This window comes from Stenotrophomonas sp. YJH_SMC_105-26 (genome assembly GCF_059368915.1).
The window spans coordinates 216405-242642 of record NZ_JCAFSD010000001.1 but is presented as its reverse complement, the minus strand read 5'-3'; the positions used below and the strand labels follow the sequence as shown (position 1 = coordinate 242642).

20 protein-coding genes are annotated in these 26238 nt (G+C 67.4%); 12 read left to right on the top strand and 8 right to left on the bottom strand.

The window, feature by feature from the left end:
* The first annotated feature begins 1 nt into the window (after position 1).
* Positions 2-826: a tRNA threonylcarbamoyladenosine dehydratase gene (locus tag AC5P7F_RS01220; protein ID WP_049442438.1), complete on the top strand. Its 825-nt coding sequence runs from the start codon at positions 2-4 to the stop codon at positions 824-826.
* Positions 827-860: 34 nt separating this feature from the next.
* Here AC5P7F_RS01220 and AC5P7F_RS01215 read toward each other — a convergent pair whose 3' ends face one another.
* Both AC5P7F_RS01215 and AC5P7F_RS01210 read right to left on the bottom strand, forming a co-directional pair.
* The gene (locus AC5P7F_RS01215) at positions 861-1634 is read right to left on the bottom strand and encodes a TatD family hydrolase (RefSeq protein ID WP_495204125.1); all 774 of its coding nucleotides are present in this window, start codon (positions 1632-1634) and stop codon (positions 861-863) included.
* Positions 1631-1846, bottom strand: coding sequence for a DUF6116 family protein (locus tag AC5P7F_RS01210; RefSeq protein WP_014647716.1), 216 nt, complete (start codon positions 1844-1846; stop codon positions 1631-1633). Before AC5P7F_RS01210 ends, AC5P7F_RS01215 begins: the two co-directional genes overlap by 4 nt.
* 163 nt (positions 1847-2009) lie before the next feature.
* Between AC5P7F_RS01210 and AC5P7F_RS01205 the strand changes: the two genes are divergently transcribed.
* The 11 genes from AC5P7F_RS01205 to AC5P7F_RS01155 all read left to right on the top strand — a co-directional run bounded on the left by AC5P7F_RS01205 (position 2010) and on the right by AC5P7F_RS01155 (position 15731).
* Positions 2010-2855: a glycine zipper 2TM domain-containing protein gene (locus AC5P7F_RS01205; protein WP_046431690.1), complete on the top strand. Its 846-nt coding sequence runs from the start codon at positions 2010-2012 to the stop codon at positions 2853-2855.
* A gap of 126 nt (positions 2856-2981) precedes the next feature.
* Positions 2982-3524: a GNAT family N-acetyltransferase gene (locus tag AC5P7F_RS01200; protein WP_495204124.1), complete on the top strand. Its 543-nt coding sequence runs from the start codon at positions 2982-2984 to the stop codon at positions 3522-3524.
* 214 nt (positions 3525-3738) lie between these two features.
* Positions 3739-4395 (top strand): glutathione S-transferase family protein, encoded by a 657-nt coding sequence (locus tag AC5P7F_RS01195; RefSeq protein WP_111206015.1) that lies wholly within the window; start codon positions 3739-3741, stop codon positions 4393-4395.
* Between the two features lie 79 nt (positions 4396-4474).
* A complete protein-coding gene (locus AC5P7F_RS01190; RefSeq protein WP_075076672.1) occupies positions 4475-6754 on the top strand; it encodes a thiamine pyrophosphate-dependent enzyme in 2280 nt (759 codons plus the stop codon).
* A 3-nt stretch (positions 6755-6757) separates the two neighbouring features.
* Positions 6758-8701, top strand: a complete 1944-nt coding sequence (asnB, locus tag AC5P7F_RS01185) for an asparagine synthase (glutamine-hydrolyzing) (protein ID WP_164077324.1) — start codon at positions 6758-6760, stop codon at positions 8699-8701.
* Positions 8702-8767: 66 nt separating this feature from the next.
* Entirely contained in the window at positions 8768-9328 is a 561-nt protein-coding gene (locus AC5P7F_RS01180; protein ID WP_014647710.1) for an NADPH-dependent FMN reductase, read from the top strand.
* A gap of 295 nt (positions 9329-9623) precedes the next feature.
* Positions 9624-11054 carry a replicative DNA helicase gene (locus AC5P7F_RS01175; RefSeq protein ID WP_014647708.1) on the top strand — a complete coding sequence of 477 codons (1431 nt, stop codon included), beginning with the start codon at positions 9624-9626 and terminating at the stop codon, positions 11052-11054.
* Between the two features lie 173 nt (positions 11055-11227).
* Positions 11228-13471: a TonB-dependent receptor family protein gene (locus tag AC5P7F_RS01170; RefSeq protein ID WP_053495590.1), complete on the top strand. Its 2244-nt coding sequence runs from the start codon at positions 11228-11230 to the stop codon at positions 13469-13471.
* The gene (locus AC5P7F_RS01165) at positions 13471-15063 is read left to right on the top strand and encodes an alkaline phosphatase D family protein (RefSeq protein ID WP_197602847.1); all 1593 of its coding nucleotides are present in this window, start codon (positions 13471-13473) and stop codon (positions 15061-15063) included. Before AC5P7F_RS01170 ends, AC5P7F_RS01165 begins: the two co-directional genes overlap by 1 nt.
* A gap of 210 nt (positions 15064-15273) precedes the next feature.
* Positions 15274-15486 (top strand): hypothetical protein, encoded by a 213-nt coding sequence (locus tag AC5P7F_RS01160; RefSeq protein ID WP_032958903.1) that lies wholly within the window; start codon positions 15274-15276, stop codon positions 15484-15486.
* Positions 15483-15731 carry a hypothetical protein gene (locus tag AC5P7F_RS01155; protein ID WP_053495588.1) on the top strand — a complete coding sequence of 83 codons (249 nt, stop codon included), beginning with the start codon at positions 15483-15485 and terminating at the stop codon, positions 15729-15731. Before AC5P7F_RS01160 ends, AC5P7F_RS01155 begins: the two co-directional genes overlap by 4 nt.
* Before the next feature lie 147 nt (positions 15732-15878).
* Here AC5P7F_RS01155 and lpdA read toward each other — a convergent pair whose 3' ends face one another.
* The 6 genes from lpdA to purB form a co-directional block, all read right to left on the bottom strand.
* The gene (lpdA, locus tag AC5P7F_RS01150; RefSeq protein ID WP_014647703.1) at positions 15879-17315 is read right to left on the bottom strand and encodes a dihydrolipoyl dehydrogenase; all 1437 of its coding nucleotides are present in this window, start codon (positions 17313-17315) and stop codon (positions 15879-15881) included.
* 63 nt (positions 17316-17378) lie between these two features.
* A complete protein-coding gene (gene sucB, locus AC5P7F_RS01145; RefSeq protein WP_126411156.1) occupies positions 17379-18593 on the bottom strand; it encodes a dihydrolipoyllysine-residue succinyltransferase in 1215 nt (404 codons plus the stop codon).
* A 40-nt stretch (positions 18594-18633) separates the two neighbouring features.
* Positions 18634-21465: a 2-oxoglutarate dehydrogenase E1 component gene (locus tag AC5P7F_RS01140; protein WP_014647701.1), complete on the bottom strand. Its 2832-nt coding sequence runs from the start codon at positions 21463-21465 to the stop codon at positions 18634-18636.
* A 186-nt stretch (positions 21466-21651) separates the two neighbouring features.
* Complete coding sequence (locus AC5P7F_RS01135) at positions 21652-22548, bottom strand: GNAT family N-acetyltransferase (protein WP_495204123.1); 897 nt, start codon at positions 22546-22548, stop codon at positions 21652-21654.
* A 9-nt stretch (positions 22549-22557) separates the two neighbouring features.
* Entirely contained in the window at positions 22558-23970 is a 1413-nt protein-coding gene (locus tag AC5P7F_RS01130) for a ribosomal protein uL16 3-hydroxylase (RefSeq protein WP_134809078.1), read from the bottom strand.
* Positions 23971-24721: 751 nt separating this feature from the next.
* Positions 24722-26089, bottom strand: coding sequence for an adenylosuccinate lyase (gene purB / locus AC5P7F_RS01125; RefSeq protein WP_164077097.1), 1368 nt, complete (start codon positions 26087-26089; stop codon positions 24722-24724).
* Positions 26090-26238: the final 149 nt, after the last annotated feature.

The window sequence follows — 26238 nt, the reverse complement described above, 5'->3', positions numbered from 1 at the left end:
GATGAACGAACAGGTCAAACAACGCTTCGCCGGCATCGAACGGCTGTACGGCGTGGGTGCACTCGAGCGCCTGCAGGGCAGCCGCGTGGCGGTGGTCGGCATGGGCGGCGTCGGCTCGTGGGTGGTGGAGGCGCTGGCCCGTTCGGCCGTCGGCCACCTGACCCTGATCGATGCCGACGATATCTGCGTGTCCAACACCAACCGGCAGCTGCCGGCGATGGAAGGCAACTACGGCCGCAACAAGGCCGAGGCGATGGCCGAGCGTTGCCGTGCGATCAATCCGGACATCGGGGTCGACGCGGTGCAGGCATTCCTGACCGTGTCCAACATGGCCGAGCTGCTGGACCGGGGGTTCGATCTGGTGATCGATGCCTGCGACAGCTTCCGGGTCAAGGTCGAGACGATCGCATGGTGCCGCCGCCGCAAGCTGCCGTTGCTGACCGTCGGTGCCGCCGGTGGCCGTACCGATCCGACCCTGGTGCGCATCCGCGATGTCTCTCGCACCGAGCACGACGCCATGCTGGCGCTGATCCGCAAGAAGCTGCGCAGCGAATTCAACTTCCCGAAGAACGCCAAGCGCTATTTCGGCGTACCGGCGGTGTATTCGCTGGAGAATGTGAAGTACCCGCAGGCCGATGGCAGCGTCTGCGGCATCCGTCCGAACCTGGGCGCCGATGCGGCGTTGAAGCTGGACTGTGGTGCCGGCCTGGGCGCGGCAACCCACATCACCGGCGCGTTCGCCTTCGCGGCGGTTGGCAAGGCGCTGGAGATGCTGCTGGAGCCGAAGAAGGTGAAGGTGGATGCGGTCGAGGCCAGCGCGGTGTGATGGATCGTGCCGGCCAGCGGCCGGCACCTACCCGTTACATTGCCGGCAGCGCGAACAATCGCCGCGCATTCTCCGTCGTGGCCTGGGCCACGGCTTCCAGCTCCATCCCGCGCAGTGCGGCCACGTGCCGGGCAATGGTCGCCAGCCGCGCTGGCTCGTTGCGCTGGCCGCGGATGCCGGCGTCGGGCTGGTCGGGCGCGTCGGTTTCCAGCAGCAACTGTTCCAGCGGCATCTCGCGCACCAGCCGCTGCAGCCGTTGCGCGCGATCGTAGGTCAGTGGGCCACCGAGGCCGAGCAGGAAGCCCTGCCTGTGCAGTTGCGCGGCCTGTTCCGGGCTGCCGGAAAAGCTGTGCACCACGCCGCGCAGGCCGCCGACGCGGCGGATGGCGGCGATCACCGCATCCACCGCGCGTCGCGCGTGCACGATCACCGGCAACTCGAATTCGCGGGCCAGTTCCAGCTGGCCGATGAAATACGCCTGCTGGGCGTCGGCGTCCAGCCCTTCGACAAAGAAGTCCAGGCCGCATTCGCCGATCGCACAGGGGCGTTCGCGCTCGATCCACTCGCGCAGCAGTGGCAGGTGCCCGGGCTGGTGATCGGCCAGGAACATCGGATGCAGGCCGTAGGCCGGGTACAGCCCCGGCGCCTGCTGGCAGACCTCACGCAGCTTCGGCCAGCTGGCCGCGGTCACCGCCGGTACCACCTGCTGGCGCCCCCCCGCGGCCTGCGCACGCTCGATCACCGCAGCGCGGTCACGGTCGAACCCGCTGGCATCCAGATGGCAGTGGCTGTCAACCAGGATGCTCAACGCTGTTCCAGCGGCGGAGGTGTCGCGGCGTTGCGGCTCTTCCAGTTGGCCAGCAGCAGCGTGCCGAAGCCCAGCACCAGCTCATCGACGAACGGGATCGGGTCCGGGATGAACAAGGTCAGCACGAACAGGCCGGCGGTGAGCTTGAACAGGGTGGGGTAGCGCAGCCGGCGGGCCCATTGCAGTACCGGCAGCAGCATCGGGTTGGCCATGGCGGGAAGCCTCGTGGGGAATATGCAAACGCTACCACGGGCCCAGCATTTCCCGATGCTGAATGGGTTATCGGAATGAGCAGGAAATGTGGAGATTCCGTTCAGGCAGCGCATGCTGCAATCTGCCCCGAGAACGTTGCGGATGGTCCGCAAGGAGCAGGTCATGAAAAGCACAACTACAACTGTCCTGGTCGCAGCGGGCGCGCTGCTGGTCGGTGGCATCGCCACCGCCGCCTTCATGAAGAGTGGTGACAAGTCGCCCGATTCCATCAGCGCCGGAACCCCCAATGGTGAATCGCGCCTCGTTGAAGGTAACGCTTCTGACGACGGCGCACGTGGTGACAAGCTGGACCCGTCCGCGCCGCGCGGGCTTGAATATGCCGATGTGCTGAAGGTTGACCCGATCACCGAGAAGCAGAAGGCCTACGCCACCGTGATCGGCACCGATCCAGTGCGCGAGACTTCCACCACCCAGACCCCGCACGAGGTCTGCCAGGACGTGACGGTGCAGGAACGCCTGCCGGAACGTGATGGCAACGTCGGCGGCACCGTGGTCGGCGCTGTGGTCGGTGGCCTGCTCGGCAACCAGGTCGGTGGCGGCAACGGCAAGAAGGCCGCGACCGCCGCCGGTGCCGTGGCCGGCGGCTTCATCGGCAACCAGATCGACAAGCGCCATGTGGGTGGCCGTGTGGTCAACCGCACCGAGCGCCAGTGCCACACCGAGACCGCCACCTCCGAGTCGAGCCGCGTCACCGGCTACAACGTGACCTATCGCAATGAGGATGGCACCACCGGCACCATGCGCATGGCCAGCAAGCCGGGCAACCGCATTGCCATGGGTACCAACGACGTGGTGAAGGGTTACAACGTGACCTACCGCTATGACGGCGCGGAGAAGACCGTGCGCATGGACAACAAGCCGGCCAGCGATCGCCTGCCGGTGGTCGATGGCCAGCTGGTCACGCAGACCGCTGCCGCCGGTGCCACTGCCGCAGCCACGCGCCAGTAATCCCGGCGCAGCATGCAGTACCTGACGGGCCGGCTCATGCCGGCCCGTTTCATTGCGACCGGCGATATTCATCCGCGCAGGGAAGCCATCCTCCATCATGGGTGCTCCCTTCGACATGGAGCCGGCATGAGCATCTTCGACCTGCGCATCGAAACCGAGCGGCTGATCCTGCGCCCGCTGCTTCGCGAGGACTACGAGCCGTACCTGGCGTTCTGCGCCGACGAGGCCACGATGCGTACCCTGGGCGGCGTGCAGCCACCCTCGGTAGCCTGGCGCGGTTTCTGCAGCCGGGCTGGCGCCTGGCAGCTGTTCGGCTTCTCAATGTTCAGCGTGATCGAGAAATCCAGCGGCGACTGGATCGGGCGGATGGGACCGTGGCAGCCGCAGGACTGGCCGGGTACCGAGGTTGGTTGGGGCATCCGCCATGCCAGCTGGGGCCGGGGCTATGCGCCGGAGGCGGCGGTCGCGGCGATCGACTGGGCGTTCGATACGCTGGGCTGGGCTGAGGTGATCCATACCATCGCCGAGGACAACGACAACTCGCGGGCCGTGGCACGCAAGCTGGGAAGCACCCTGCTGCGCATGGGGGAGTTGCCAGCGCCATGCAACGACAAGCCCATGCAGATCTGGGGCCAGTCGCGCGAACAGTGGCGGCAACGCGCGCGCTGAGCGTGGCTTGGTAGTGCCGGCCGCTGGCCGGCAATCGCTTGGATCCAGCTGCATCGAGGATGCCGGCCAGCGGCCGGCACTACCAGCTGCATCGAGGATGCCGGCCAGCGGCCGGCACTACCGTGTAGTCATGCTGCACCCGCGCTTGGCATTCACTGGCGTGCTTGCCAGACTGCACGCAGCCGGCCGCCGGCCGGATCCGAGGGAGCAGGCAATGGTGGAAGAGCGCGTCCCGTTGACGGTGCACGGCATGTCGGTGTCAGGCAATTGCCACAAGGTCCGCCTGCTGCTGGAGCAGCTCGGCAGCCGCTACCGCTGGGTGGAAGTGGACAGTGCCCACGGCCAGACCCACACCCCCGAGTTCCTCGCGCTCAATCCCAATGCCAAGGTGCCGTTGATCGTCCGCGACGATGGCCGCGTGCTGACCGAGTCCAATGCGATCCTTTTCTGGCTGGCCGAAGGCACGCCCTACCTGCCCACCGATGGCTGGGAGCGCGCGCAGGCACTGAGCTGGATGTTCTTCGAGCAGTACACGCACGAGCCGTGCGTAGCGGTCGCGCGCTTCATCCGCGGCTGGACCCCGCCTGGGTCGCCGCGCCGCGCCGAACTGCCACGCCTGCACGAGCGCGCCGCCACTGCACTGGCGGTGATGGAGCAGCACCTGCGTGATGCGCAATGGTTCACCGGCAGTGGGTACGGCATCGCCGACATCGCGCTGTTCGCCTACACCGACGTCGCAGGCGAGGGTGGAATCAGCCTGCAGCCGTTCCCGGAAGTTCGCGCCTGGTTGCAGCGCGTGCGCGGGCAGCCGCGCTTCCTGCCGATGCCGGCGGTGACCGCCGAGGTGCGCGCCCGCTTCGAGGCCGCATGACTCTCACCAAGGTGATCCCCCACAGGGTAGCGCCTGGCCAACCCCGGGCGGAATGCAACAACGACACGGAGGGTGTTCGATGTTCGCTGTGGTTCCAGATCCGATTCCCGCACGCATGCGCGTGCTCAACCGCGCCGACGTGTGCGACGCCAATTTCCTCGACGCGGTGCGTGGCTGGCGCGGTACCCCGCGCCCGCGCCCGGCGCCGGATGCGCCGATCCTGCCGGGCAGCACGCTTACCGCCGCCGCGTTTGGCGAGCTGTTCGATTCGCAGCTGGCCAGCCGCCAGCTGGACTTGATGGCGCGCGTGCTGCGCGTGCAGAACAAGGTCTTCTACACCATCGGTTCATCCGGCCACGAAGGCAATGCGCTGCTGGCGCGGGCCTGCCGGCATACGGATCCAGCATTCCTGCACTATCGCTCCGGTGCCTTCATGGCCGAGCGCTCACGCCAGGTGCCGGGGATCGACCCGCTGCGCGATGCCGCGCTGTCCTTTGCTGCCAGCGCCGATGACCCGGCCAGCGGGGGGCGGCACAAGGTGTGGGGCAGCAAACCGTTGTGGGTGCTGCCGCAGACCTCGACCATCGCCTCGCATCTGCCGAAAGCGCTGGGCACCGCGCTGGCCCTCGAAAGCGGCAAGCGGCTGGGCCACGAACTGCCGATTCCGGCCGACAGCATCGTACTGTGCTCGTTCGGCGACGCCTCGGCCAACCATGCCACCGCGCAGACCGCGTTCAACACCGCGATGTGGTCGGCCTACCAGAAGCTGCCGGCACCGGTCCTGTTCGTCTGCGAGGACAATGGCCTGGGCATCTCGGTGAAAACGCCTGAAGGCTGGATCGCCGAACGCTTCAGCGGTCAGCCCGGGCTGGACTATTTCTACGCCGATGGCCTCGACCTGGCCACCGGCCATGCGCAGGTGCAGGCGGCGGTGGAGCACTGCCGGCGTACGCGGCGGCCGACCTTCCTGCATCTGCGCACCACGCGCCTGATGGGGCACGCCGGCACCGACTTCGAGGTGGAATGGCGCGCGTTGCCGGAGCTGTGCGCGGCCGAGGCGCAGGATCCGCTGCTGCGCTCGGCACAGATCGCGATGGAATCGGGCTGGATGGATGCGGCCGCCATCGAGGTGGCCTACGAGACGATGCGCGCGCGCTGCATGGCCGCCGCCGCCGATGCCGAAGGACGGCCGAAGCTGCAGTCGCTGCGGGAAGTGATGGAGCCGCTTGCGCCCTATACGCCGGCTGCGGTGCAGGCCGAAGCACGGCGCGAGGTGCCCGCCGGAACGCGTGAAGCGCTGTATGGCGGTGCGGAGGCGTTGCCCGAACGGCAGGCGCCACGCCACCTCGCGATCCAGATCAACCATGCCCTGCAGGAACTGCTGGCGAAGTATCCGCAGAGCCTGCTGTTCGGTGAGGACGTCGCACAGAAGGGCGGTGTCTACACCGTCACCAAGGATCTGCTGCGCCGCTTCGGCCCACGCCGGGTGTTCAACACCCTGCTGGACGAGACCATGATCCTGGGCATGGCTCAGGGCCTGGCCAACCTGGGCATGCTGCCGATTCCGGAGATCCAGTACCTGGCCTATCTGCACAACGCCATCGACCAGGTGCGCGGCGAAGCGTGTTCGCTGCAGTTCTTCTCCAACGACCAGTACCGCAACCCGATGCTGGTGCGGGTGGCCGGGCTGGGGTACCAGAAGGGCTTCGGTGGCCACTTCCACAACGACAACTCGATCACCGCGTTGCGCGACATCCCGGGGCTGGTGGTGGGCTGCCCGTCGCGTGGCGACGATGCGGTGATGATGCTGCGCACGCTGGCCGCACTGGCGCGGGTGGATGGGCGGGTGGCGGTGTTCCTGGAGCCGATCGCGTTGTACATGAGCAAGGACCTGCACGAAGCCGGCGATGGCCAGTGGCTGTTCGACTTCCCCGCACAGGGCCAGTCGCTGGTGCCGGGGGAGGGCCGGGTCTATGCGCCGGAGGCCGGCGACCTGGTGATCTATACCTATGGCAACGGCGTGCCGATGGCATTGCGCGCATCGCGGGCGATCGAGCAGCAGCTGGGCTGGCAGGTGCGGGTGGTCGACCTGCGCTGGCTGGTACCGCTGGACGCCGGCTTCATCACTGCCCAGGCCGCCAGCGCACGGCGGGTGCTGGTGCTGGATGAAGGCCGCCACAGCGGCGGGGTGGGCGAGGGCGTGGTCACCGCGCTGGTCGAGGCCGGGTTCGGCCATCTGCCGTTGCGCCGGGTCTGTGGTGCCGACACCTACACGCCACTGGCGGGGGCAGCAATGTTCGGGCTTCCAAGCGACAATGCGGTGATTGGCGCCGCCCTCGACCTGGCGCAGGAACCCTGATGCATGTGTGGATTGGCGGGAATGTTGTTGCCGGCGCCGCTGGCGTCGGCCGAGGCGCTGCAGGCGCAGGCCCTGTCCATGGGCCAGGCGCTGCACCACCGCGGGCCCGATGATGGCGGCAGCTGGGTCGATGCCGAGGCGGGCATCGCGCTGGCGCATCGCCGCCTGAGCATCCTCGACCTGTCCCCGCTGGGCCACCAGCCGATGGCCTCGGCCGACGGCCGCTACGTGATGGCCTACAACGGCGAGGTCTACAACTTCGCCGCCCTGCGCGAGGAACTGGAGCCGCTGGGGCATGCCTTCCGCGGCCATTCCGACACCGAAGTACTGCTGGCGGCGATCCTGCAATGGGGCGTGGAAGACACCCTGCAGCGCTGCAACGGCATGTTCGCCATCGCGCTGTGGGACCGCCAGGAGCGTTGCCTGTGGCTGGCCCGCGACCGCGTCGGCAAGAAGCCGCTGTACTACGGCTGGGCCGGCGACACGCTGGTGTTCGGTTCGGAACTGAAGGCGCTCTGGCAGCACCCGGCGTTCGACAACGACATCGACCGCGATGCGCTCACCTTGCTGCTGCGGCTGGATTACATCCCGGCGCCGCACAGCATCCACCAGCGCTGCTACAAGCTGATGCCGGGCCGGGTGTTGCGCCTGGACGCGGCGGCCGTCGCTGCCGGCGCATCCGCGCATCGTCCGGAACAGGCACAGCGGCCGTACTGGGATGCGCGCGCGCGCATGCAGGCGGCGCTGGCCGCACCCTTCCAGGGCCGCATCGAGGACGCCGAGGAACAGCTGGACACGCTGCTGCGCGACGCGGTGGCGCTACGCATGGTGGCCGACGTGCCGGTCGGCGTATTCCTGTCTGGTGGCACCGATTCCTCACTGGTGGCGTCGCTGATGCAGGCCCAGAGCGGGCAGCCGGTGCACAGCTTCAGCATCGGCTTCACCGATTCGGGACATGACGAGGCGCCGCTGGCCCGGGAGCTGGCGGCCCACCTGGGCTGTGACCATACCGAGTTGTACGTCAGCGGCGCCGACGCGCTGGCGGTGGTGCCGCAGTTGCCGGCGATGTTCGATGAGCCTTTTGCCGACGCGTCGCAGGTGCCGACCGCGCTGGTCGCCCGGCTGGCGCGGCAGGGCGTGACCGTGGCGCTGTCTGGTGACGGTGGCGATGAGCTGTTCTTCGGCTATACCCGGTATGTACGCGCGCTGCGCAACTGGCAGATGCTCGGCCGCGTGCCGGGGCCGCTGCGGCGCTTGATGGGCGCGCGTGCGCAGCAGCAGGGCGAAGCCTCGCGCACCGGCGGCCTGGCCGCGCTGCTGGCCGAGACCGGTGCGCGTGGCATCGGCGACGTCTACCGCAACCGCATCTCGCGCTGGCGCGACCCGGCCGCGGCGGTGACCGGCGCGCGGGCCGCCGGCAGCTTCTACGACCTGGCCGATCCGCTGCACGGCGCGGGTACGCCGGCCGACGCGATGATGCTGGCCGATTTCGTGACCTACCTGCCGGACGATCTGTTGTGCAAGGTCGACCGCACCTCGATGGCGGTCAGCCTGGAGGCGCGCGCACCGCTGCTGGACTGGCGGGTGGCCGAGTTCGCCTGGTCGCTGCCGCTGGGCTTCAAGCGCAGCGAGACCACCAGCAAGGTGCTGCTCAAGCGCGTGCTGGGCCGTTACGTGCCGCATTCGATGGTGCACCGTCCCAAGCGCGGTTTCGGCGCGCCGGTCAGTGACTGGCTGAAAGGCGACCTGCGGCCCTGGGCCGAGGACCTGCTGCAGCCGGCGCGGCTGGAGCGTGAGGGCGTGCTGTCGGCGGCGGCGGTGCAGCCGCTGTGGCAGCAGTTCCTGGGAGGGCAGCGCAAGTGGCATACCCATCTGTGGAACGTGCTGATGTTCCAGGCCTGGCAGGCGCATTGGCGGCAGGTGCGCGCAGGCATTGTGGGCGGCTGATCTTCACCGGCCTGCACGGGCCCGGCGACTAGGCTGGGCCTCCCGCACCATGAGGAGTATGTCCCGATGTCCGTCCCCACCATCGCCGTGTTCGTCGGCAGCCTGCGCAAGGACTCGTGCAACCGCAAGCTGGCCCATGCGCTGGAGAAGATCGCCGGTGATCGCGCACGCTTCCAGTACGTGCAGATCGGCGACCTGCCGTTGTATGACCAGGACTTCGACGCGCAGTACCCGGCGCAGGGTACCCGGCTGAAGGACCAGGTGCGCGCCGCCGACGCGGTGCTGTTCGTCACCCCCGAATACAACCGGTCGGTGCCGGGCGTGCTCAAGAACGCCATCGATATCGGCTCGCGTCCCTACGGTGACAGTGCGTTTGCCGGCAAGCCGGCGGCGGTGATCGGCGCCTCCATCGGCCAGATCGGTACCGCCGTGGCCCAGCAGCACCTGCGCAACACCCTGGCCTTCCTGGACATGCATGTGCTTGGGCAGCCCGAGGCGTTCATCCACTTCAAGGAGGGCCTGATCGATGCCGACGGCACGATCCACAACGAGGGCACGCAGAAGTTCCTGCAGGGCTACGTGGACCGGTTCCTGGCGCTGATCGCGGTGCACGTCAAGGGCGATTGACGCCTGCGGGGTCGGAGTTCTGCGTCGCAGAGGGATCCGACCCCAACCACGCCCGGGGTCGGATCCTGACGCGCAGCGACGGGCTCCGACCCGTGGCGCCTGATCTGCGATAATGCTCCGCTCGGGTGCCGCAATGGCGCCTGTCGCAGGCAGTGCGACGCCCCCACGCCAGTCTGGCCAGGCGCCGGCGGATATCCCCCGTTTCTCCACGGCTTATCCACAGGCTTGTCCATGGTCGCCGGGGTCGGCGCATGCCTACACTCGTCTGGCCCACTTTTGCAGGAAACACCGCAGCATGTCCGCTCGTCCCGGCTTCCGTTCCAACCGCAGAGAGCGCGGTGATGGCTTCGATCGCGATCGCGACGAGTCGCGCATCGACCAGTTGCGGGTACCGCCGCATTCGGTGGAAGCCGAGCAGGCGGTGCTGGGGGGGCTGATGCTGGCGCCCGAAGCGTATGACCGGGTCAATGACCAGCTGACCGAAGGCGACTTCTACCGTCGCGACCACCAGATGATCTATCGGGCGATCCGCGAGCTGTCCGAGCGCGAGCGTCCGTTCGATGCGGTGACCCTGGGCGAGTGGTTCGAGTCGCAGGGCAAGATGGAACTGGTGGGCGACGGCGCCTACCTGATCGAACTGGCCAGTACCACGCCGTCGGCTGCCAACATCGTGGCCTACGCCGAGATCGTGCGTGACAAGGCAGTGTTGCGCCAGCTGATCCAGGTGGGCACCGACATCGTCAACGACGGTTTCCAGCCCGAAGGCCGCGACAGCAGCGAGCTGCTGGCCTCGGCGGAAAAGAGCGTGTTCGCCATTGCCGAACAGGGCGCACGTGGTCGCACCGATTTCGTGGCCATGCCCGGTGCGCTGAAGGATGCATTCGAGGAGCTGCGCAACCGCTTCGAGAACGGCGGCAACATCACCGGCCTGCCGACCGGGTACACCGATTTCGATGCGATGACCGCCGGCCTGCAGCCGACCGATCTGATCATCCTCGCCGCGCGCCCGGCCATGGGCAAGACCACCTTCGCGCTGAACATCGCCGAGTACGCGGCGATCAAGTCGAAGAAGGGCGTGGCGGTGTTCTCGATGGAAATGTCGGCATCGCAGCTGGCGATGCGCCTGATTTCCTCCAATGGCCGCATCAACGCGCAGCGCCTGCGTACCGGCCAGCTGGAAGACGAGGACTGGAGCCGCGTCACCAGCGCGATCAAGATGCTGAAGGAAACCAAGATCTTCATCGACGATACGCCGGGCGTGTCGCCGGAAGTGCTGCGCTCCAAGTGCCGCCGCCTCAAGCGCGAGCATGACCTCGGCCTGATCGTGATCGACTACCTGCAGCTGATGAGCGTGCCCGGCAACAGCGAAAACCGCGCGACCGAAATCTCGGAGATCTCGCGTTCGTTGAAGGGCCTGGCCAAGGAATTGAATGTGCCGGTGATCGCGCTGTCACAGCTCAACCGCTCGCTGGAAACGCGTACCGACAAGCGCCCGGTGATGGCCGACCTTCGCGAGTCGGGCGCAATCGAGCAGGACGCGGACATGATCGTGTTCATCTACCGCGACGACTACTACAACAAGGAAAACTCGCCGGACAAGGGCCTGGCCGAGATCATCATCGGCAAGCACCGTGGTGGCCCGACCGGCTCGTGCAAGCTGAAGTTCTTCGGCGAGTACACCCGCTTCGACAACCTGGCCCACGATTCGGTCGGCTCGTTCGAATAACGGCCATGCCGGCCGCTGGCCGGCAATCGCCTTCCGGACGGTAGACCATTCGGAACGCAAGGATTCCGCATGTGGCGTGTAAATGACATGTAACGCGCCGCTTCTACGATTCCGCCGCTGCTGCTCTTCGACGCCGCCCTTCGGCGTCCAGCGTGCCCAAGGAATCCGCCTCCATGTCGTCCCACGCTCCGCTTCGCCGCAATCTGCTGGCCCTGCTGGTCTGTGCTTCGCTGCCGTCGCTCGCTGCCGCTGAAACCGCCCCCGCCCCCGACGCACCGTCGGCGACCACCCTCGATTCGATCTCGGTGATCGGCCGCGGTGAAGCCCGCCAGGTGCAGCGCGTGACCGCCGAGGACATGAAGATCCTGCCGCCCGGTGCGAACCCACTGAAGCTGCTGGCCAGCAAGCCGGGCGTTCACTTCGAGTCGGCCGATGCCACCGGCGCCTACGAATGGTCCACCACCATCAGCCTGCGTGGCTTCAACCAGAGCCGCCTGGGCTACACGCTCGATGGCATCCCGCTGGGCAACATGGCCTATGGCAACAGCAACGGCCTGCACATCAGCCGTGCCGTGATCAGCGAGAACCTGGGCGGAGCCGAAGTGTCCACCGGCATCGGCGCGCTGGGTACGCCGTCCACCAGCAACCTCGGTGGCGTGTTCCAGTTCTATTCGATCGATCCGTCCACCGAGTACGGCGTGGTGCTGGCGCAGGGCTTCGGCAGCGACAGCGCGCGGCGCAGCTATGCGCGCCTGGAGACCGGTGAGCACCAGGGCTTTGCGGCCTATCTGTCCGGCGTGTACTCCGAAGGCGACAAGTGGAAGGGCAAGGGCTCGCAGGAGCTGAAACAGTTCAACGGCAAGGCCACCTACAATTTCGGAACGGACAGCAGGATCACCGCGCTGTTCAACGCCTCGCGCCGCGTCGAGGCGGACTACCAGGACCTGTCGCTGGAGATGATCGATCGCCTTGGCTGGGACTGGGACAACTACGCGCCGGACTGGGATCGTGCCGTCGCCGCCGCGCGCGGCAGGTTCACGGGCGGCGTCAACAGCCCCTGGGATGCGTACTACTCCGGCCACGGCCTGCGCAACGATGACCTGTCCAGCATCGCCGGCGATTTCGGCCTGAACGAGTCGATGCGGCTGAAGGTCAACGTCTACAACCACAGCAACCGTGGCCAGGGCCACTGGTTCAGCCCGTCCAATCCGTCCAACCCGGGCACCGGTCGCGAGATTCCGATCTCGATCCGCACCACCGAGTACGCGATCGACCGTACCGGCGTGACCTCGGCGTTCACCTGGAACGTCGGCGGCCACGACCTGGAAGCCGGCCTCTGGTACGAGGACAACGGCCACAGCGTGCAGCGCAACTTCTACTACATCGACGGCCCGGTCACCGATGACTTCTTCCTGCGCAACCCGGACCAGCGCGTGTGGCACCAGCGCTACACCACCATCACCCGCCAGTTCTACGTGCAGGACCGCTTCCGCCTGTTCGATGACCGGCTGACCATCGACATCGGTGCGAAGTCGCCGCACACCCGCACCCGCGTGCGCACGCCACTGGGCAGCTATGCCAACAACAGCAGCCTGACTTCGAAGAAGGGCCTGCTGCCTCAGGCGGGTTTCAACTTCAAGCTCAACGAAGGCAACGAGATCTTCGGTTCGTTCGCCAGGAACATCGCCGCCTACGCGTTGGGCGTGGGCAGCCCGTTCAACGTGCCGCAGGCGGCGTTCGATGCCAGCGCGCAGGACTTGAAGCCGGAACAGTCACGCACCCTGGAACTGGGCTGGCGCGGCTACGGGAAGGGCTATGAAGCCTCGGTTGCGGTGTACGACGTCAAGTTCGACAACCGCCTGCTGGCGATCGCCCAGTGCGTGGGCATCCTCGGCTGCCCGGCGCTGTTCTCCAACGTCGGTTCGGTGACCAGCCGCGGCGCCGAGGCGACACTGCAGCTGAAGCCGATGCAGGACCTGGCCTGGTCCAACGCGCTGTCCTGGAATGACAGCACCTACGACAACGACTACGTGAACAATGGCGTGGTGCCGACCCGCGGCAAGAAGACCGTCGACACCCCCGAATGGATGTTCGCCAGCACCCTGGCCTGGACCCCGGGCCCGTGGGACATGCGCCTGTCGGCCAACCACGTCGGCAAGCGCTACGTGACCTATACCAACGACGAGTCGGTGCCGAGCTACTGGCTGGTCAATGCCTCCGTGGCCTATGACTTCGGCGCGCTGGGCCCGGCGCAGAACCTGACCATGGCGCTGAACCTGACCAACCTGACCGACAAGCGCTACCTGTCCTCGATCAACACCAACGGCACCTACGCCGCCGACCCGACCCGCAGCCTGGCGACCATGCAGGTCGGCGCGCCGCGCCAGGTGATGGCCACCGCCACCGTGCGCTTCTGATGCGCGGGCCTGTGGATCCGGAACGCCGTCGTCGCCTGCTGCGCATGGCGTGGCAGGGCACGGGGGCGGCGATCGCGCTGGCGGCGATGCCGGGGCTGGCCACGGCCGGCCCACGGCCGCGGCTGGGGCGTGATCCGTTCACCCTTGGTGTCGCCGCCGGTGATCCGGATCCACAGGGGGCCGTGTTGTGGACGCGGCTGGCGCCGGACCCGCTCAACGGCGGCGGCATGCCGTCGCGGGCGGTGCCGGTGCGCTGGTTCGTGGCCGAAGACGCCGGCATGCGCCGGCTGGTGCAGCGGGGTACTGCAGCCGCGGTGCCTGAGCTGGCCCATTCGGTGCACGTGGAGGTCAATGGCCTGCGCCCGGGCCGCGACTACTACTACCGCTTCGCCTGCGATGGCGATGAGGAAAGCGCGGTCGGCCACTTCCGCACCGCGTCGCTACCGGACACGCAGCTGCAGCAGCTGCGGCTGGCCCTGTGCACCTGCCAGGCCTGGAACAGTGGCTACTATCCGGTGCTGCGTGATATCGCACGGAGCGATGTCGACCTCGTGCTGCATGCCGGCGACTACCTGTACGAGTACAGCCCGCTGCAGAACGCGCGTGGCAGCACGCTGGACGCGGCGCGTTTCACTGGCGAGACGGTGAGCCTGGAGCGCTACCGTGACCAGTACGCGCTGTACAAGCTCGACCCGGATCTACAGGCGGCCCATGCCGCACACGGCTTCGCGGTGATCTGGGACGATCACGAGGTGCAGAACGACTACTCGGGCATCCATCCGGAGAAGCCCGGCGTGTCGATCGAGGACTTCATCGTTCGCCGCGCGGCGGCCTACCGCGCGTTCTACGAACACCTGCCGATGCGCAGCACGCCTGCGGGCAATGGCGGCCTGCGCGTGCACCGGCGCCTGCGTTACGGCGATCTGGCACAGCTGACCCTGCTCGACTGCCGCCAGTTCCGCCCGGCCAATCCCTGCGGTGTGGGCGAGTCACCGCGCTGCGAAGCGGCGCTGGATCCGCGCATGAGCATGCTCGGCACGGGGCAGGAAGCGTGGTTCACGCAGTCGATGGCCGCCGCGCAGGGCACGCGCTGGAACGTGGTGGTGCAGCAGCTGCTGATGGCGCAGCTGCGGCTGGACGGCGGCACGCCACGCGAGCGCTTCTGGAACGACGCGTGGGATGGCTATCCCGCTGCACGCAGGCGTCTGCTGCAGGCGATGCAGGCGGGCGGGCAGGGCAATGCCATCGTGCTGGGCGGCGACTGGCATTCCACCTTCGTCAATGACCTGAAGCTGGATTTCGACGCGGCCAGCGCGCCGGTCGTGGCCACCGAATTCATCGCCCCGGCGATCAGCAGTGGCGGCGACGACACGCCGTACGGGCCGTACTACGGGCCATCGATTCCGCAGAACCCGCATATCCGCTATTTCGACGGCGACCGCCGCGGCTGGTGGGAGCTGCAGCTGAACCGGCAGACCGTGGACGCCGAGCTCCGCTTCGCCGACAGCGTGCTGCGCCCGGATGCCGCAGTGCGTACCGCGGCGCGATTCCAGGTGACCCATGGCCGCCCGGGCGCGGTGCAGCTCCTGTAGAGCCGAGCCCACGCTCGGCTGTCGCGCGCAGCGCGGGTTTTCTGTGATCGCAACGAAGAGCAGCCGAGCGCGGGCTCGGCTCTACAACGACGGCCCTGCACCGGATTTCATCGCCCCCAGCCCGGGTTTCGTCGCAAACCGTTTGCCGGCGGCGAGGGCAGGGCGCCAAGGTGTCCGCAGGCGGCAGGGTGCCGCCCCAAGGAGACCGTGATGAAGACCCTGTTCGCGCTCGGTGTGTGGTGCCTGCTGTTCGTGCTGTGCTGGCCGCTGGCGATCCTCGCCCTGATCGCCTGGCCGCTCGTGTGGCTGCTGAGCCTGCCGTTCCGCCTGGTCGGCATCACCTTCTCGGCGTTGTTCGCCTTCCTGCGCGCGCTGTTCATGCTGCCGGCGCGGTTGCTTGGCGGCCGGGCGGTTCCCGCATGAGGAGGGTGCTGCTGGCCGGTCTGGTCCTGTTGCCAGGCCCGGTGCTGGCCGCACCCCCGGTACCCCCGTCGGCGTGGCTGGAGCGCGAGCAGAGCGCTGCGGCTGACGAAGCCAATGCAGCGGCGGTCCCTGCGCCGAAAGCCGAGGCGCGCTGCCGGGTGGTCAAGCAATGGAAGGCCGGCGATACGGTGGTACAGCACAGGGTCTGTGAGGATCCACCGAAGAAGCCGGCTGGAAAGGTGTAGCGCCGGGCCCATGCTCGGCGGCCTTTGCAGGGCAGCCGAGCGTGGGCTCGGCGCTACAGGGAACGGGCAACAAAAAACCCCGCCGGGGCGGGGTTTTTCGTCTGCAGGTGAGTGCCGACCAACGGTCGGCACCTACCATGATGCCGATCAGTTCGCCTTGTGGATGGCGCGCTTGCTGACCGCCATCGCCGCGTCGTGGACCACTTCCGACAGCGACGGGTGGGCGTGGCAGATGCGGGCCAGGTCATCGGCCGAACCGCTGAACTCCATGGTCAGCACGCCTTCGTGCACCAGCTCGGAGACGTTGGCGCCGACCAGGTGCATGCCGAGGATGCGATCGGTTTCGGCATGGGCCAGGATCTTCACGAAGCCTGCCGGCTCGATCATCGCCACGGCACGGCCGTTGGCGGCGAACGGGAAGCTGCCGGCCTTGTACGGAATGCCTTCGGCCTTCAGCTGCGCTTCGGTCTTGCCGACCCAGGCCAGTTCCGGTTCGGTGTAGATGACCCACGGGATGGTGTCGAAGTTGACGTGGCCCGGCAGGCCGGCGATCAGCTCAGCCACCGCGATGCCTTCCTCGAAGCCCTTGTGCGCCAGCATCGGGCCGCGCACGCAGTCCCCGACTGCCCACACACCGTTGACGCCGGTGTGGCAGTGCGCATCGACTTCGATCTGGCCGCGCTCGTTGATCTTGACGCCGGTGCCTTCGGCCAGCAGGCCCTTGGTGGCGGCGCGACGGCCAACGGCCACCAGCAGCTTGTCCACGGTCAGGGTCTTTTCGCCTTCCGCGTCGGTGTAGGTGACGATGACTTCCTTCTTCTTGCCCTTGCCGGTGATCTCGGTCTTGGAGACCTTGGCATTGAGCTTGATGTCCAGGCCCTGCTTCTTGAATTCCTTGGCAGCCGCCTTGGCCACTTCGGCATCGGCAGCCGCCAGGAACTCCGGCATGGCTTCCAGGATGGTGACTTCAGCGCCCAGGCGCTTCCACACGCTGCCCAGTTCCAGGCCGATCACGCCGGCGCCGATCACGGCCAGGCGGTTCGGCACTTCGGTGAAGTCCAGGCCGCCAACGTTGTCGACGATGGTCTCGCCGTCGAACTTGGCGAACGGCAGTTCGATCGAATCCGAACCGGCCGCGATGATGACGTTGGTGCCCTTCAGCTCGACGATGGAACCGTCATGCTGGGTGACCTTGACCACGTTGCCCGGCTGCAGTTCACCGAAGCCGTAGTAGGCGGCGACCTTGTTGGCCTTGAACAGCATGCCGATGCCGCCGGTGAACTGCTTGACGATCTTGTCCTTGCGGCCAACCATCGCCTCGACGTCGATCTTGGCATCCTTGAAGCTGATGCCGTGGTCGCCAAAGATGTGGCCCATGTTCCAGAACTGGCGCGAGGAATCCAGCAGCGCCTTGGACGGGATGCAGCCCACGCGCAGGCAGGTGCCGCCGAGGGCCGGCTTGCCGTCCTTGCCCAGCGCTGCATCGATGCAGGCGGTCTTCAGGCCCAGCTGGGCCGCGCGGATGGCAGCGTGGTAACCGGCCGGGCCGGCACCGATGACGACGACGTCGAATTGTTCAGCCATTGAATTATTCCTTGATGCATTACCAGAACCCCTCCGCGCAGGCGCGGAGGGGCGGGAGGTGTCTTACAGGCCGAACAGCATGCGGCCCGGGTTTTCCAGCTGGTTCTTGATGTCCACCAGGAACTGCACCGAGTCCTTGCCGTCGATGATGCGGTGGTCGTAGGACAGCGCCAGGTACATCATCGGCGCGATCACGACCTGGCCGTTCTGGGCGATCGGACGCTCCTTGATGGCGTGCATGCCCAGAATGGCGCTCTGCGGCGGGTTGATGATCGGGGTCGACAGCAGCGAACCGAAGGTGCCGCCGTTGGTCACGGTGAAGGTGCCGCCCTGCAGTTCTTCCAGGCCCAGCTTGCCGTCACGGGCCTTCTTGGCGTAGTCGGCGATGGTCTTCTCGATGTCGGCGAACGACATGCGCTCGACGTTGCGCAGCACCGGCGTGACCAGGCCCTTCTCGGTCGAGACGGCGATCGAGATGTCCGAGTAGCCGTGATAGATGATGTCGTCGCCGTCGATCGAGGCGTTGACCAGCGGGAAGCGCTGCAGCGCGTTGGCGGCGGCCTTCACGAAGAAGCTCATGAAGCCCAGCTTGATGCCGTGTGCCTTGACGAACTCGTCCTGCAGTTCCTTGCGCGCCGCCGACACCTTGGACAGGTCGACTTCGTTGAAGGTGGTCAGCATCGCGGTGGAGTTCTTCGACTCCATCAGGCGCTCGGCGATGCGCTTGCGGATGCGGGTCATCGGCACGCGCTCTTCCGGGCGTGCGCCACCGGCCTTGCCGGCGCCGCCGTTGCGGGCGAAGTTGACGATGTCTTCCTTGGTGACCGCGCCGCGACGGCCGGTGCCGTCGACATCGGCCGGGTTCACGCCTTCAGTGATGGCGGTGAAGCGGGCGCCCGGCGGCAGCGCATCGGCGGCCGACTTGGCGGCCGGGGCCGGCGCAGCGGCAGCGGCAGCGGCCGGAGCCGGAGCCGGAGCGGCGGCGGCCGGAGCAGCGGCCGGAGCGGCCTCGGCGGTCGGTGCCGGAGCAGCTGCAACGGCGCCTTCCTCGATGATCGCCACGACCTGGCTGGAGGTCACGGTCGAGCCTTCGGCGAACTTGATTTCCTTCAGCACGCCGTCGACCGGCGACGGCACTTCCAGGACGACCTTGTCGGTTTCCAGGTCAAGCAGGTTTTCGTCGCGCTTGACGGCGTCGCCCACCTTCTTGTGCCAGGTGGCGATGGTGCCGTCGGCGACGGATTCGGGCAGTACCGGGGCTTTGACTTCGGTGGCCATTGCGGGAGCTTCCTGGTTTGTCTTCTAAATAGGGGGAGGATTATTCAGCGAACGTGTCGTTGAACGGGTTGACCAGTGCGTCGGCGATCAGCTGCTGCTGCTCGCGGACGTGGTCAGCCATGTGACCGGCAGCCGGCGAGGCCGAACGTGCGCGACCGGCGTAGTGCAGGTTCTGGCCATCGGCCAGGCAGAACTGCAGATGGTGGCGGATCTGGTACCACGCGCCCTGGTTCTGCGGTTCTTCCTGCGTCCACACCACGTCGGTGGCCTTGCCGTACTTCTTCAGTTCGGCCGCCAGCAGCGCACGCGGGAACGGATACAGCTGCTCCACGCGGATGATCGCCACGTCGTCCTGGCCACGCTTGATCTGGTCCTCCAGCAGGTCGTAATAGACCTTGCCCGAGCACAGCACCACGCGCTTGACCTTCTTGGCGTCTGCGTTGGCGTCGCCGATCAGGTGCTGGAACTCGCCGTTGGCCAGCTCGTCCAGGGTCGACACGGCCAGCTTGTGGCGCAGCAGCGACTTCGGCGACATCACCACCAGCGGCTTGCGGGTGGTCATGTGCAGCTGGCGACGCAGCATGTGGAAGGCCTGGGCCGGGGTCGACGGCACGACCACCAGCATGTTCTCCAGCGCGCACAGCTGCAGGAAGCGCTCCAGGCGCGCCGAGCTGTGTTCCGGGCCTTGCCCTTCATAGCCATGCGGCAGCAGCAGGGTCAGGCCGGAAATGCGGCCCCACTTGGCTTCACCGGCGGCGATGAACTGGTCGATCACCACCTGGGCACCGTTGGCGAAGTCGCCGAACTGGCCTTCCCAGATGCACAGCGTGTTCGGATCGGTGGTGGAGAAGCCGTACTCGTAGGCCATCACCGCTTCTTCGCTCAGCAGCGAATCGATGACGGTGGCCTTCTCCGGCGAATCCACCAGCTGCCGCAGCGGCATGTAGTAGTTGTCGGTCTTCTGGTCGTGCAGGATCGCGTGGCGATGCGTGAACGTACCGCGGCCCACGTCCTGGCCGACCAGGCGCAGTGCATGGCCTTCATCGAGCAGGGTGGCGTAGGCCAGGTTCTCGGCAAAGCCCCAGTCGCCCGGGATCTCGCCGGCGGCCATCTTGCGGCGGTCGTCATAGACCTTGGCCACGCGCGAGTGCAGCTGCACTTCATCGGGAATGGTGTTGATCAGCTTGGCCAGCTCGACCAGCTTGTTCTTCTCGACCTTGGTCGAGACCGGGTCGGACAGCTTGCCTTCCAGCAGCTTCGGCCAATCGACGAACAGGGGGCTGCTCGGCGGGGTCTTCTCGACCTTGGCCAGCTCGGTGGTCACTTCACCGGCGTCCAGCTTCTCGCGGTAGGCATCGACCATCGCCTTGCCGGCGCCGGCGGCGATCACGCCCGCCTTTTCCAGCTGCTCGGCGTACATCTCGCGGGTGGTCGGGTGCTTGCGGATCACCTGGTACATCAGCGGCTGGGTGATCGCCGGTTCGTCGGCCTCGTTGTGGCCCCAGCGGCGGTAGCACATCAGGTCGATGACCACGTCCTTGGCAAACGTCTGGCGGAACTCGAAGGCCAGCTGTGCGGCGAACACCACTGCTTCCGGGTCATCGCCGTTCACGTGCAGCACCGGCGCGGCGATCATCTTCGCCACGTCGGTGGCATAGCGCGTGGAACGCGTATCCAGCGGGTTGGAGGTGGTGAAGCCGACCTGGTTGTTGACCACGATGTGCACGGTGCCGCCGACGGCGAAGCCGCGGGCCTGCGACATCTGGAACAGTTCCATGACCACGCCCTGGCCGGAGAAGGCCGCGTCGCCGTGGATCAGGATCGGCATGACCTGCTTGCGCGCGGTGTCCTTGCGGCGCTCCTGGCGCGAGCGCACGGAACCGGCCACGACCGGGTCGGCGATTTCCAGGTGCGACGGGTTGAACGCCAGCGCCAGGTGCACCGGGCCGCCATCGGTGGCGACGTCGGCGGAGAAGCCCATGTGGTACTTCACGTCGCCGGCCGAGGCGTGCTCGTCGTGCTCGAACTTGCCTTCGAACTCGTCGAACAGCTTGCGCGGGTTCTTGCCCAGGGTGTTGACCAGCACGTTCAGGCGGCCACGGTGGGCCATGCCGATCACCACGTCCTTGACGCCATCCTTGCCGGCGTTGCGGATGATGGTGTCCATCATCGGGATCAGCGAATCGCCGCCTTCCAGCGAGAACCGCTTCTGGCCGACGTACTTGGTGTGCAGGTAGCGCTCCAGGCCCTCGGCCGCAGTCAGGCGCTCCAGGGTGCGGCGCTGGGTGTCAGCGTCCAGCTGGTAGTTGCCACCGGCCGCTTCCAGCTTCTTGTAGATCCACTGGCGCTGCTCGACCTCGGAGATGTGCATGAACTCCGCACCGATCGAGCCGGTGTAGGTCGCCTTCAGGCGTGCCAGCAGGTCGCGCAGCTTCATGCGCGGCTGGCCGCCGACGCCGCCGGTGCTGAACTCGCTGTTGAGGTCGGCATCGGACAGGCTGTGGAACGGCAGGCCCAGATCCGGGGTATTGACCGGTGCGGCCAGGCCCAGCGGATCGAGGCGGGCGTCCAGGTGGCCGCGCGAACGGTAGGCGGTGATCAGACGACCGACATTGCGCTCGCGCTCGTCGCCTGCACCGTTACCGGTACCTGCCTTCAGCGCATCCTTGGCCGCGTCCGCAATGTGGGAGATGACGGCCGAGTGCGGAATGTCACCTGCTTCGCGGCCCTTGAAGCCGTCGAAGTAGGTTTTCCATTTGGGATCGACACTATCCGGGGAGACCAGGTACTGCTCGTACAGGTCCTCGACATAGGAGGCGTTGCCGCCGGCGAGTTGCGAAGATTGCGCAAACTGCTTCAGTTGATTGTCCACGATGGAGGGTGTTGATTCGCTTTGTGGGGTATGGCTTCAGAAGGACCCGGCAGGAAGATGAATAGCCCTGCGCGGGCGCGTTCAAACAGCCAAATTGTACCCCCAACCGGACACGAAGGGGCACCACCACAGGTATCCCGCGTCCGCCGGTGCCGGTTCCAGACAGGTTCGGTCGGCTGTGCCGACTCAGATGCCGAGCGCACGCAGTTCGCTGCAGACGCGCGAACGGTCCCAGACACGCTGCAATTGCTGCTCGAACGGCTGCGAACGTGCTGGCAGCGCGATGCCGGCCTCGCCGTCGAGGCGATGGCCGATCAGACGAAAGTAGAAGTCGCCCGCATCGTTGAGCAGGCAGGCCGAGGCCAGCGCGCGGTCGACCGGATCGCTGACCTCGCGGAACTGGATCACGCTGGGCAGGCGCTGGGCCAGCGCCAGCAGCGGCGACCCGGCAGACGCGATCGCGGCGGCGTCGTGCACGATCACCCGCAGCTGCTTGTCGTGGCGGGCGGTGACGAAGCGGCGCAGGGCGGACTGTACCGGGGGCGCATCGAGCAGCCCCGGGTCCAGTTGGCGGCTGTGCAGCCACAGCTGGCGACGGGCGCGGTGGATGATGGCCGTGGTGATCGCCACCGCCTCGGCGCGGCTGTCGATGGCGCTGGCCACGCCCAGCCGGCGGCGCATCTGCTGGTGTCCGATGCCGGCTTCCTCGAACACCTCGCCCTCGGGCAGGAAGCCCTGGCGTGCATAGAAATCGCGCGCGGGCAGCTGGGCGTGCAGGTGCAGTTCGGCCAGGCCGAGCCGGCGCCCGGCCTCGACCAGGGCCGCCAGCAGGGCCTCGCCGACCCCGTTGCTGCGATGGGTGGCCAGCACGGCCATGCGGCCGATGCGGCCGTCCGGAGCCAGCCTGCCGGTGCCGACCGGCTGGCCGTCACTGTCCAGCGCCAGCACATGGGCACTGACCGGGTCCAGCGCATCGCGTTCCAGGTCGGCGGCGATGCCCTGTTCCTGCACGAACACGCGTTGGCGCACGTCGTGGATGGCAACGTGGGCGTCGGCGTGGCTGACCTGCTGGACCCGGATCATGACGATGGCTCAGGCCCGGCCGGTGCTGTCGTCTTCGTCGTCGTCCTCGAAGTTGACGATGACCTCGATACCGTCGTCGTGCACGGTCACGGAGTGGACATCGTCGGACACCGCGTCGGCGTCGATCGCCTCGACGCGGTCGCGGCCTTCGACGACCTCGCCGAGCACCACGGCATCCTCGCTGTCTTCCTCGTCTTCGGCCTCGTACACCTCATTCGGGTCGATCAGCTGGAACACACCACCGACCAGCAGCTGCTGGACCACGGCACGGCCCTTGTCGGACAGGCCGCGATAGGCGGCGGCGTCGAGCTGCTCGGCGCCGGCCAGGCGCTGCGCGTCCTTCACCGGCAGCGCGAAGTCCTGGCCGCTGACATACAGGCTGGCGCCACGCTTGGCCCGGCGCCAGGCCAGGCGGGCCCACGGGTGGCGCTGCAGCAGCATGCCCGAGGCCAGCGCTTCGACCACTTGCTCCGCGGCCGGCGCAGCCTGGTGGGCCATCACTTCGCCGGCGGCGCGGTAGGTGGTGATGAAGCGGCCGAACCAGTCACCCAGCTTGTCCGGGTCGTTCATGCGGATGGCGTTGAGGGCGGCGATCACCCGCGCCATCGCCACCGTGTCGATTTCGTTCGGGTCGGCCGGCACCTTCAGGTCGGCATCCTGGTAGCGGATGTTCTCATCGGCATCGGCGATCAGGGTGTCCAGATAGTCGCTGATCAGCTCGGCAGAAGACGGCGCACGCATGCCGAACGAGAAGGTCAGGCAGGGGTCTTCGGCGACGCCGTGGTGCGGCACGTTCGGCGGCAGGTACAGCATGTCGCCCGGCGCCAGCACCCAGTCGTGGGTGGGCTTGAACACCTTCAGCAGTTTCAGCTCCACGTCCGGGCGGAAGCCCAGCGGCGGCTGCCTGCCCTTGATCGATTCGCTCGCATCGATCTGCCAGCGACGGTGGCCGTGGGCCTGCAGCAGGAACACGTCGTACTGATCGACATGGGCGCCGACCGAGCCGCCGGTGGCGGCGAAGCTGATCATCACGTCATCCATGCGCCAGCGCGGCAGGAAGCTGAAGTGTTGGATCAGGGCGCGCACGTCCGGGTCCCACTTGTCCACGTCCTGCACCAGCAGGGTCCAGTCGTGGTCGGGCAGGGCGGGGAACACGTCTTCCTGGAACGGGCCGGTGCGCACGCGCCAGCCGTCCTGGGCCTTGTCGTGTTCGATCAGGCGCGCCAGCACACCTTCCTCGCAGGCCAGCCCGGCCAGGTCTTCCGGCTGTACCGGGGTCTGGAAATCCGGGAAGGCATTGCGGATCAGCAGCGGGCGCTTCTGCCAGAAGTCGCGCAGGAAGGTGGCCGGCGCCATGCCGAGCGGCTGGCCAGGGCGGGCGGTGACTTCGATCAGGGGGGCGGAGGACTTGCGGGCGGCCATGGGGGAATCCTTGCAGCGGAAAGCGGGAGGGGCGGCGTGGCGAGCCGCCAAGGGTTCCATTGTCCGCCGTTCGTCGGGATTGCGCACGTGCGGTGGTTTGTCGCGGGGTGTCCGGCCAACGGCGGAGCCCCTCGTGGCGGGGTCTGGGTTGGTCGCTGAAAGCAAAAGCCGGGTTTGGCCGGGCGGGTGGGCTGCGCGGGGGACGCTGCAAGTACGTCCCTGTAAGCTTGGCCGCCGCATCCATGCGGCGGACACCCCCGCGCAGCCCACCCGCCCGGCCCCTGACAGTTTCCTGCGCGGCCCGCCACGGAATGGAAGAAGAAGATCAAAGGCAACAGCGGGTCGCGCGCTGCGCTTGCTCATGCCCTTGTAGAGCCGAGCCCACGCTCGGCTTGCTGTTGCCCACGCCCAAAAGCAGCCGAGCACGGGCTCGGCTCTACAAAAGACCCTCAAACAAAGACGGACGCGGCGAAGCCGCGTCCGTCTTTCAAATTCCGTCCCGACAACCCAATGCTCTTCGATCCGTCACCGGGAATCTGCCAGAGGTGGGGCGGGAGGGGCCAGCGGGACCGTTGGCGCCATGGATGGCGCCATCGAGCCCCCATGGATGGGTTCACGGCGTGTCCCGCTGGCCCCTCCCGCCCCACCCAGCTAGCAGCAATCCAGAGCCGCTCTTGACGTTGCTATTGCCGTTGCCGTTGCCGTTGCCTGCCGCAGGCAGCGCCCGCGGCCGCCGCCGCAAGCAAACCCCTTAAATCTTCTTCGCCAGCGACTCAGCCAGGCCGATGTAGCTGCCCGGGGTCATCTCCAGCAGGCGCTGCTTCGCATCCGCCGGCAGCTCCAGCCCCTGCACGAACGCACGCATCGACTCGGCGGTGATGCCCTGGCCGCGGGTCAGCGCCTTCAGCTGCTCGTACGGGTTCGGCAGGCCGTGGCGGCGCATCACCGTCTGCACGGCCTCGGCCAGCACTTCCCAGGCCGCGTCCAGATCGGCGTCCAGGCGCTGCGGGTTCACTTCCAGCTTGCCCAGGCCCTTGGCCAGCGAATCCAGTGCCACCTGGCTGTGGCCGAACGCGGTGCCCAGTGCGCGCAGCACGGTGGAATCGGTCAGGTCACGCTGCCAGCGGCTGATCGGCAGCTTCGCGCTGAAGTGCTCGAACAGCGCGTTGGCGATGCCGAAGTTGCCTTCCGCATTCTCGAAATCGATTGGGTTGACCTTGTGCGGCATCGTCGACGAACCAACTTCGCCTTCCTTCAGGCGCTGCTTGAAGTAGCCCAGCGAAACGTAGCCCCAGATGTCACGGGCCAGGTCGATCAGGATGATGTTGGCGCGGCGTGCGGCATCACCGATCTCGGCGATGTTGTCGTGCGGCTCGATCTGCGTGGTGTACGGGTTGAACACCAGGCCCAGGCCGGTCACGAAGCGCTCGGCGAAGGCTGGCCAGTCCACGTCCGGGTAGCTGGCGATGTGGGCGTTGTAGTTGCCCACCGCGCCGTTGATCTTGCCGGTCAGTTCGACCGCGGCAATCTGCCGGCGCTGGCGCTCCAGGCGCGCGACCACGTTGGCCAGTTCCTTGCCCAGGGTGGTCGGCGAGGCGGTCTGGCCGTGGGTGCGCGACAGCATCGGCTGGCCAGCCTCGGCGTGGGCCAGGGTGCGCAGGGTGCTGGCGATGCCGTCCAGGGTCGGCAACAGCACCTCGCGGCGCGCCTGTTCCAGCATCAGGCCGTAGCTGAGGTTGTTGATGTCTTCGCTGGTGCAGGCGAAATGCACGAATTCCAGCGCCGGCGCCAGCTCGGCGTCGTCCTTCAGCTGTTCCTTGATGAAGTACTCCACCGCCTTGACGTCATGGTTGGTGGTGCGCTCGATCTCCTTCACGCGCGCGGCCTGGGCCGGGCTGAAGCTGGCGGCCAGCGCGCGCAGGCGGGCGATGGCAGCGTCGGAGAACGGGGCCAGTTCGACGATGCCCGGCTCGGCGGCCAGGGCCAGCAGCCATTCCACCTCGACCGTGATGCGGGCCTTGATCAGGCCGTACTCGGAGAAGATCGGGCGCAGGGCGTCGACCTTGCCGGCATAGCGGCCATCGAGCGGGGACAGGGCGAGCAGGGCGGAATCGGACATGTCGGCAGGGCTGGGACGAGCGGCGGGGCCGATATTCTACGACGTGCCGGCGGGGCGTGCCCTGTAGAGCCGAGCCCACGCTCGGCTGCTTCGGAGAATCCGGCGCCCCGCGGGCAGCCGAGCATGGGCTCGGCTCTACAACACGGCCC

Excerpts from the sequence above, each read along its gene's own strand:
- AC5P7F_RS01220 (WP_049442438.1), top strand. The coding sequence starts at position 2 with ATGAACGAACAGGTCAAACAACGCTTCGCCGGCATCGAACGGCTGTAC.
- AC5P7F_RS01210 (WP_014647716.1), bottom strand. The coding sequence starts at position 1,846 with ATGGCCAACCCGATGCTGCTGCCGGTACTGCAATGGGCCCGCCGGCTG.
- AC5P7F_RS01205 (WP_046431690.1), top strand. The coding sequence starts at position 2,010 with ATGAAAAGCACAACTACAACTGTCCTGGTCGCAGCGGGCGCGCTGCTG.
- AC5P7F_RS01200 (WP_495204124.1), top strand. The coding sequence starts at position 2,982 with ATGAGCATCTTCGACCTGCGCATCGAAACCGAGCGGCTGATCCTGCGC.
- AC5P7F_RS01195 (WP_111206015.1), top strand. The coding sequence starts at position 3,739 with ATGGTGGAAGAGCGCGTCCCGTTGACGGTGCACGGCATGTCGGTGTCA.
- AC5P7F_RS01190 (WP_075076672.1), top strand. The coding sequence starts at position 4,475 with ATGTTCGCTGTGGTTCCAGATCCGATTCCCGCACGCATGCGCGTGCTC.
- asnB (WP_164077324.1), top strand. The coding sequence starts at position 6,758 with ATGTGTGGATTGGCGGGAATGTTGTTGCCGGCGCCGCTGGCGTCGGCC.
- AC5P7F_RS01180 (WP_014647710.1), top strand. The coding sequence starts at position 8,768 with ATGTCCGTCCCCACCATCGCCGTGTTCGTCGGCAGCCTGCGCAAGGAC.
- AC5P7F_RS01175 (WP_014647708.1), top strand. The coding sequence starts at position 9,624 with ATGTCCGCTCGTCCCGGCTTCCGTTCCAACCGCAGAGAGCGCGGTGAT.
- AC5P7F_RS01170 (WP_053495590.1), top strand. The coding sequence starts at position 11,228 with ATGTCGTCCCACGCTCCGCTTCGCCGCAATCTGCTGGCCCTGCTGGTC.
- AC5P7F_RS01165 (WP_197602847.1), top strand. The coding sequence starts at position 13,471 with ATGCGCGGGCCTGTGGATCCGGAACGCCGTCGTCGCCTGCTGCGCATG.
- AC5P7F_RS01160 (WP_032958903.1), top strand. The coding sequence starts at position 15,274 with ATGAAGACCCTGTTCGCGCTCGGTGTGTGGTGCCTGCTGTTCGTGCTG.
- AC5P7F_RS01155 (WP_053495588.1), top strand. The coding sequence starts at position 15,483 with ATGAGGAGGGTGCTGCTGGCCGGTCTGGTCCTGTTGCCAGGCCCGGTG.
- lpdA (WP_014647703.1), bottom strand. The coding sequence starts at position 17,315 with ATGGCTGAACAATTCGACGTCGTCGTCATCGGTGCCGGCCCGGCCGGT.
- sucB (WP_126411156.1), bottom strand. The coding sequence starts at position 18,593 with ATGGCCACCGAAGTCAAAGCCCCGGTACTGCCCGAATCCGTCGCCGAC.
- AC5P7F_RS01135 (WP_495204123.1), bottom strand. The coding sequence starts at position 22,548 with ATGATCCGGGTCCAGCAGGTCAGCCACGCCGACGCCCACGTTGCCATC.
- AC5P7F_RS01130 (WP_134809078.1), bottom strand. The coding sequence starts at position 23,970 with ATGGCCGCCCGCAAGTCCTCCGCCCCCCTGATCGAAGTCACCGCCCGC.
- purB (WP_164077097.1), bottom strand. The coding sequence starts at position 26,089 with ATGTCCGATTCCGCCCTGCTCGCCCTGTCCCCGCTCGATGGCCGCTAT.